This window comes from Burkholderia sp. Ac-20392, from assembly GCF_017104585.1.
In the GTDB taxonomy this organism is placed as follows: Bacteria; Pseudomonadota; Gammaproteobacteria; order Burkholderiales; family Burkholderiaceae; genus Burkholderia; species Burkholderia lata.
In genome coordinates, this window is sequence record NZ_JAAGPB010000740.1 from 1 (window position 1) to 3,092 (window position 3,092).

At 67.2% G+C, this 3,092-nt stretch carries 3 protein-coding genes and 2 pseudogenes; all 5 read right to left on the minus strand.

Features of this window, described 5'->3' with window-relative positions; all coding sequences use genetic code 11:
- A pseudogene (locus G3N99_RS37585) lies at positions 1-278 on the minus strand (hypothetical protein); the annotation flags it as partial.
- Positions 279-300: 22 nt separating this feature from the next.
- Positions 301-2,007 (minus strand): urease subunit alpha, encoded by a 1,707-nt coding sequence (ureC, locus tag G3N99_RS37590; protein ID WP_206124900.1) that lies wholly within the window; start codon positions 2,005-2,007, stop codon positions 301-303.
- A 29-nt stretch (positions 2,008-2,036) separates the two neighbouring features.
- Positions 2,037-2,342, minus strand: coding sequence for an urease subunit beta (locus G3N99_RS37595; RefSeq protein ID WP_206124901.1), 306 nt, complete (start codon positions 2,340-2,342; stop codon positions 2,037-2,039).
- An 8-nt stretch (positions 2,343-2,350) separates the two neighbouring features.
- The gene (gene ureA / locus G3N99_RS37600) at positions 2,351-2,653 is read right to left on the minus strand and encodes an urease subunit gamma (RefSeq protein WP_006406310.1); all 303 of its coding nucleotides are present in this window, start codon (positions 2,651-2,653) and stop codon (positions 2,351-2,353) included.
- Between the two features lie 236 nt (positions 2,654-2,889).
- Positions 2,890-3,092: pseudogene (locus G3N99_RS37605) on the minus strand (urease accessory protein); the annotation flags it as partial.

Sequence of the window (3,092 nt, forward strand, 5' to 3'; positions counted from 1 at the left end):
TTGACACGGCTTGTTATTCTGCTGAGGCGGACACCCCGAGAATGTACACCGAGAACTACCCGCTTGCCCCACACGCCGCTCTTCCGATCTAGCCCGTCGCCGTCGCGCAGGATCGGGCCGCGCGGCAGCAGGACCGCGACGTCCTCGCCGGTGTCGAGCGTCGCCGCGAGGCGGCTCTTGCAGCGGGCGTCGTAGGCGAGCGTGAGCGTCGGCGCGCGCGCGACGAGCGACGCGGCGAGATTCACGTTCGGGGCAATGCGTTTGTCGAGAGTGCGCATGAATCGAAAGCCGGCAATCGGATCAGAACAGGAAATAGCGCTGCGCCATCGGTAGCACCGTGGCCGGCTCGCAGGTGAGCAACTGGCCGTCGGCGATCACGTCGTAGGTTTCGGGGTCGACGCTGATCGAAGGGCGCCACGCGTTGTGGATCATGTCGGCCTTCGTCACGTTGCGGCAGTTGCGCACCGGCACGATCCGCTTCGCGAGGCCGTAGCGCTCCGCGATGCCCGCATCGGCGGCCATCTGCGACACGAAGGTCAGCGACGTGCGCGCGAGCGCACCGCCGCGGGTGGCGAACATCTCGCGATAGTGAACCGGCTGCGGCGTGGGAATCGACGCGTTCGGGTCGCCCATCTGCGCCATCGCGATCATCCCGCCCTTCAGGATCATCGACGGCTTGATCCCGAAGAACGCCGGCTCCCACAGCACGAGGTCGGCCCACTTGCCGGGCTCGATCGAGCCGACTTCGTGCGCAATGCCGTGCGTGAGCGCCGGGTTGATCGTGTACTTCGCGACGTAGCGCTTCGCACGGAAGTTGTCGTTGCGCGTGCTGTCTTCCTGCAGCGCGCCGCGTTGCACCTTCATCTTGTGCGCGGTCTGCCAGGTGCGGATGATCACCTCGCCGACGCGGCCCATCGCCTGCGAATCGGACGACAGCATCGACAGCGCGCCGAGATCGTGCAGGATGTCCTCGGCCGCGATCGTCTCGCGGCGGATCCGCGATTCGGCGAACGCGAGATCCTCGGCGATCGACGGATCGAGGTGATGGCACACCATCAGCATGTCGAGATGCTCGTCGAGCGTGTTGATCGTGTACGGGCGCGTCGGGTTGGTCGACGACGGCAGCACGTTCGACTCGCCGCACACCTTCAGGATGTCGGGTGCATGGCCGCCGCCCGCGCCTTCGGTGTGGTACGTGTGGATCGTGCGGCCCTTGAACGCGGCGACCGTCGATTCGACGAAGCCGCCTTCGTTCAGCGTGTCGGTGTGGATCGCGACCTGTGTATCGGTGTCGTCGGCGACGGAAAGACAGTTGTCGATCGCGGCGGGCGTCGTGCCCCAGTCCTCGTGCAGCTTCAGCCCGATCGCGCCGGCCGCGATCTGCTCGACGAGTGGCTGCGGCAGGCTCACGTTGCCCTTGCCGAGAAAGCCGAGGTTGATCGGCCAGCCGTCGGCGGCCTGCAGCATCCGCTCCATGTGCCACGGGCCCGGCGTGCAGGTCGTCGCGTTGGTGCCGGTGGCCGGCCCCGTGCCGCCGCCGAGCATCGTCGTGACGCCCGAGGCGAGCGCCTCGTCGATCTGCTGCGGGCTGATGAAGTGGATGTGCGTGTCGATGCCGCCGGCCGTCACGATCAGCCCTTCGCCGGCGATCACTTCGGTCGCGGCGCCGATTGCGATCGTCACGCCCGGCTGGATGTCCGGATTGCCGGCCTTGCCGATCGCGGCGATGCGGCCGTGCTTGATCGCGATGTCGGCTTTCACGATGCCCCAGTGATCGAGGATCACCGCGTTCGTGATGATCGTGTCGGGCACGTCGGCGGCCACGCGCTGCGACTGGCCCATGCCGTCGCGGATCACTTTCCCGCCGCCGAATTTCACTTCCTCGCCGTAGGTCGTGAAGTCGCGTTCGATCTCGATCAGCAGCTCGGTATCGGCGAGCCGGACGCGGTCGCCCGTCGTCGGCCCGAACATTTCCGCGTACGCGCGGCGGCTCAAGCGTAGTGTCATGGTGCTGTTCCTGAAGAGCGGGGCGCGGCTTACAGCGGCCCCATCACCTTGCCCTGAAAACCGTAGACGGCGCGATCGCCCGCGAGCGCGACCAGCTCGACGGTGCGCGTCTGGCCCGGCTCGAAGCGCACGGCGGTGCCGGCCGCGATGTTCAGGCGAAAGCCGCGCGCGGCCGCGCGATCGAACGCCAGCGCGTCGTTGACTTCGAAGAAGTGGTAGTGCGAGCCGACCTGCACCGGGCGGTCGCCGGTGTTCGCGACGACGAGCGTCAGCGTCGCGCGGCCCGCGTTCAGTTCGTGTTCGCCGTCGTCGGTGAGGATTTCGCCGGGGATCATGCGGGGCCTCACGGAATCGGGTGATGGACGGTCACGAGCTTCGTGCCGTCGGGGAAGGTCGCCTCGACCTGGATGTCGGGAATCATCTCCGGCACGCCGTCCATCACGTCGTCGCGCGTGAGCAGCGTCGTGCCGTAATGCATCACCTCGGCGACCGTCTTGCCGTCGCGCGCGGCTTCCATCAGCGCGGCGGTGATGAAGGCGACCGCCTCCGGATAGTTGAGCTTCAGGCCGCGTGCGCGACGGCGCTCGGCCAGCAGCGCCGCCGTGAAGATCAGCAGCTTGTCCTTCTCTCGGGGAGTCAGTTTCATGAAGGCAAACGTTCAGGAAAACGTAATTTTTATCGGTGCGCGCGCAACGGTGCGAACGCGCGGGCCATCGTAGCACCGCGCTGTTTTGCGTGCGTCGTGTATCGGTTATGTAAGGAGCAAGGCGCGTGCCATGTCCATGGAACGCAGTGCGATGCGCGCTCGTGGTGCGCGATGCATGGGCAACGTGCAGCGCCGGTTGCGACGCTGCGCCGAAACGGTGCGTGGCGCGACCGCGCTCAGGTTTGCCAGAGGCGCAGCGGTCGTGCGTCGACGCCGTGCACGATCGGCCGCAGATGCAGCCAGCAGTCGGTGAAATGGCGCTGCAGCGCTTCCATCGACGTCGACAGCGCACGCACGAGCACGACGCCCGGCGTCACGCAGGTCGCGCCCGCGCGCAGCGTGGCATCGAACGGCATCCGCGCGGCAAGCGATTCGGCGA